Below are 4,421 nucleotides of genomic sequence, written 5' to 3'. Positions count from 1 at the left end.
CATTGGTGGGCATGTGCAGACGAGGTTTCGGTCGCCGTATGCGTTGTCGACGCGGTTGACGGGGGACCAGTATTTGTCGACGCCCATGGATCCCGGAGGGAAGCAGGCCTGTTCGCGGGTGTAGGGGCGGTCCCAGTCGCCGACCAGATCACGCACCGTGTGGGGGGCGTTTTTCAGCGGGTTGTTTTCCGCGTCGATCTTGCCGTCGATGATGTCCTGCGCTTCCGAGCGGATCGAGAGCATGGCGTCGCAAAAGCGGTCGAGCTCGTCCTTGGGTTCGGATTCGGTGGGCTCGACCATCAGGGTTCCGGCCACCGGCCAGCTCATCGTGGGCGCGTGGAAGCCTGAATCGACCAGACGTTTGGCCACATCGTCGACGGTGACATGCGCCGCCTCGTCCAGCGGCCTTGTGTCGAGGATGCATTCATGTGCCACCCGACCCGTTTCCGAGGTGTAGAGGATCGGATAGGCGTCCTTCAGCCGCGCCGCGATGTAGTTGGCGTTCAGGATCGCCACTTTGGTGGCCTGCGTCAGCCCCGCGCCGCCCATCAGCAGCACATAGGCCCATGAGACGGGAAGGATCGAGGGCGAGCCGAAGGGCGCCGCCGAGACCGGGCCCACGGCGGTGCCGTATTCCGGGTGGCCCGGCAGATGCTCGGCCAGATGCGCCTTGACGCCGATCGGACCCATGCCGGGGCCGCCACCGCCATGCGGGATGCAGAAGGTCTTGTGCAGGTTCAGGTGGCTGACATCGCCGCCAATGTCACCCGGACGTGCCAGCCCGACCATGGCGTTCATGTTGGCGCCGTCGATATAGACCTGACCGCCGTGATCATGGGTGATCTGGCAGACCTCCTGCACGGTGGTCTCGAACACGCCATGGGTCGAGGGGTAGGTGATCATGCAGGCGGCCAGATGGTCCGAATGCTTTTCCGCCTTTTCGCGGAAATCATTCAGATCGATATTGCCCTTGTCATCCGATTTCACCGGCACAACCTGCCAGCCCACCATCTGCGCCGAGGCCGGGTTGGTGCCATGGGCCGAGGTCGGGATCAGGCAGACATTGCGCTGCCCTTCGCCGCGGGCGAAGTGATAGTTGCGGATGGTCAGAAGACCCGCATATTCTCCCTGCGCGCCCGAGTTGGGCTGCTGGGAGATCGCGTCATAGCCGGTGATCTGGCACAGCTTGTCGTTCAGATCCGCAATCATCTGATGGTAGCCCTGCGCCTGATCTTCGGGCACGAAAGGATGCAGGTTGCCGAACTCGGGCCAGGTGACCGGGATCATCTCGATCGTGGCGTTCAGCTTCATGGTGCAGGACCCCAGCGGGATCATCGCCCGGTCCAGCGCCAGGTCGCGGTCGGCCAGACGGCGCATATAGCGGGTGATCTCGGCCTCGGCCCGGTTCTTGTGGAAGATCGGGTGGGTCAGGTACGCGCTTTCGCGCAGCGCGTAATCCGGCAGGCGGTATTGCTTGTTCGAGCTGTCATCCTTGCGGTCGATGCCGAAGGCACCCCAGACCGCCTCGATGGTCTCGGGGCGGGTCTGTTCGTCCAGGCTGATGCCCACGCGGGTCTCGCCGACCTTGCGCAGGTTGACGCCACGGGCCACGGCGGCCTCCATAACGACATTCTGCAGATGGCCGACCTCGACCGTGATCGTGTCGAAGAACACCTCGGGTTCGACCGCAAAGCCCGCCTCTTCCAGACCGGCGGCCAGGCGCGAGGTCTTGCGGTGCACCGATTGCGCGATCGCCTTGATGCCGTCGGGGCCGTGATAGACCGCATACATCGAGGCAATGACGGCCAGCAGCGCCTGCGCGGTGCAGACGTTCGAGTTCGCCTTTTCGCGGCGGATGTGCTGCTCGCGGGTTTGCAGCGACAGGCGGTAGGCCTTGTTGCCGCGGCTGTCGATGCTGACCCCGATGATCCGGCCCGGCATCGAGCGCTTCAGCTTGTCGGTGGTCGCCATATACGCGGCGTGCGGGCCGCCATAGCCCATCGGCACGCCAAAGCGCTGGGTCGAGCCGATGGCGATATCCGCGCCCATCTCGCCGGGGGATTTCAGCAGCGCCAGTGACAGGATATCGGCGGCGACAACGGCGATGGCGTTATGTTCATGCAGCGCCGCGATCTCGTTCGTGAAGTCGCGCACATGGCCATGGGTGCCCGGATACTGGAAGATCGCGCCAAAGACGGCACCTGCATCCAGCTGATCGGGATCGCCCACCTGCACGTCGATGCCCAAGGGTTCGGCGCGGGTTTTGATGACCGCGATGGTCTGCGGATGACAGTTGCGATCCACGAAGAAGGCCGCGTTATTGGCCTTGGACCGGCCGCCGCGCTTGGCCATTGCCATGGCTTCTGCCGCAGCCGTGGCTTCGTCGAGCAGCGAGGCGTTGGCCACATCGAGCCCGGTCAGGTCGCTGACCATGGTCTGGAAGTTCAGCAGCGCCTCAAGCCGGCCCTGGCTGATCTCGGGCTGATAAGGTGTGTAGGCGGTGTACCAGGCCGGGTTTTCCAGGATGTTGCGCAGGATCGGCGCCGGAGTGGTGGTGCCGTAATATCCCTGACCGATCAGCGAGGTCAGAACCTTGTTCTTGCCCGCCACCTGCTTCATGTGAAAGAGCGCATCGCGTTCCGTCATCGCCGGGCCCCAGTCCAGCGGTTCCTTCTGCCGGATCGCGGGCGGGACGGTGGCGTCGATCAGCTGGTCCAGCGTCTTGAAGCCGATCACCTGCAGCATGTCGCGCATTTCGGTGGGCGACGGGCCGATGTGGCGGCGATTGGCGAAGTCATAGGCTTCGTAATCGGTCAGTTTGAAGGCCATTGCAGCGCTCCTCAAGGATAGGTCAGACCCGGCGGAGACGGCAGGAGCCTCCGGCGGGAGTATTTGGAAAAGATGAAGCAGGGAGCCCCGGTCTCTGGGGCTCCGGGCCGGATTTAGCCGATGAAGGCCTTGTAGCCGGCTTCGTCCATCAGATCTTCCAGCTGCGCGGCATCGGCGATCTTGATCTTGTAGATCCAGGCCTCGCCCTCGGGGTCGTCGTTCAGCGCGCCGGGGTTGTCAGCCAGCGCCTCGTTCACTTCCGTAATCTCGCCATCAACCGGCGCGTAAAGCTCGGAGGCGGCCTTGACGGATTCGATCACGCCGATCTCGCCATCCTTCTCGAACTCGTCGCCCACCTCCTGCTGCTCGACAAAGACCACCTCACCCAGCTGCTCGGCCGCGTGTTTGGTGATGCCCAGCGTGGCCGTGTCGCCGTCGACCGCCAGCCATTCATGTTCTTCGGAATAATAGGTTGCCATGGTGTCTCTCTCCTGACTTCAACGCTTGTAATTCTGTTTGACGAAGGGCAGCGCCACGATCTGTGCCGGTTGCGCCTTGCCCCGGATGATCAGGTTGACCTTCTCGCCCGGCTCGCCATGGCCCGCGGACACATAGCCCATCGCAACCGGGCCGCCGACCGTGGGGCCAAAGCTGCCCGAGGTGATCTGACCGATGGTGTTGCCCTCAAGGCATTGCACCTCGACCCCCTGACGCGCGGGCGCGCGGCCGTCGGGCTTGATGCCCACCAGCTTGCGCGCAGGCCCCTCGGCCAGTTCGCGCTGCACACGTTCCGCACCCGGAAAGCCGCCTTCTTCCTTGCGGCGCTTCTGCATCGCCCAGCCAAGGCTGGCCTCGACCGGCGAGGTGCTCTGATCGATGTCATTGCCATAAAGGCACAGACCGGCTTCAAGCCGCAGGCTGTCGCGCGCGCCCAGACCCGCCGGTTCGCAATCCTCATGCGCAAGGAACGCCCGGGTGATCTCGATCGCCTTGTCTTCGGGGATCGAGATCTCGTACCCGTCCTCGCCCGTGTAGCCCAGCCGCGAGATGCGGCATTCGACACCCAAGATGTCGGCAATCGTGGTTTCCATGAACTTAAGATCGCGCGCCGCGGGGCAGAGCGCGCCCACCACATCCTCGGCCTTGGGGCCTTGCACCGCCACCAGCGCGCGGTCGAAGATCTCGGTCACCTCAACCCCGTCCAGATTGGCGCGCATATGCGGAATGTCCTGATGGCGCAGCGCCGCGTTCACCACCACAAAGTAATGATCCCCCGCGTTCGACACGATCAAATCGTCCATGATCCCGCCTTCGGCATTGGTGAAGAACCCGTACCGCGCCTTGCCTTCCTTCAGCGTCGCATAAGCCTGCGGACACAGTGCTTCCAGCTTCTCGCCCACATTCTCGCCCCGCAATATCACCTGACCCATATGCGACACATCAAACAACGCCGCCTTCTCGCGGCACTGCTTATGCTCGCCCATGATCCCCAGCGGATACTGAACCGGCATCTCCCACCCGGCAAAATCAACCATCTTGCCGCCCAACTCAACGTGAAGCCCAAAAAGCGGCGTGCGTCTAATCTCGGTCAT

General features: G+C 63.6%; 3 protein-coding genes. All 3 read right to left on the bottom strand.

Annotated elements, in window-relative coordinates; translation table 11 throughout:
- The coding region (gene gcvP, locus ACR0J7_RS20315; RefSeq protein WP_480915462.1) for an aminomethyl-transferring glycine dehydrogenase at positions 1 to 2,829 on the bottom strand (2,829 nt) is incomplete at its 3' end.
- 113 nt (positions 2,830 to 2,942) lie between these two features.
- A complete protein-coding gene (gene gcvH, locus ACR0J7_RS20310; RefSeq protein ID WP_209505056.1) occupies positions 2,943 to 3,308 on the bottom strand; it encodes a glycine cleavage system protein GcvH in 366 nt (121 codons plus the stop codon).
- Positions 3,309 to 3,326: 18 nt separating this feature from the next.
- Positions 3,327 to 4,421 carry a glycine cleavage system aminomethyltransferase GcvT gene (gcvT, locus tag ACR0J7_RS20305; protein ID WP_480560853.1) on the bottom strand — a complete coding sequence of 365 codons (1,095 nt, stop codon included), beginning with the start codon at positions 4,419 to 4,421 and terminating at the stop codon, positions 3,327 to 3,329.

The sequence above is a fragment of the Ruegeria sp. O4 genome (assembly GCF_056535125.1).
Note: the sequence above shows the minus strand (reverse complement) of the source record. Positions and strands in the feature narration are given on the sequence as shown.

Bases quoted from the DNA above. Each gene is read 5' to 3' on its own strand.
- gcvH (WP_209505056.1), bottom strand. From the start codon at position 3,308: ATGGCAACCTATTATTCCGAAGAACATGAATGGCTGGCGGTCGACGGC.
- gcvT (WP_480560853.1), bottom strand. From the start codon at position 4,421: ATGACCGAGATTAGACGCACGCCGCTTTTTGGGCTTCACGTTGAGTTG.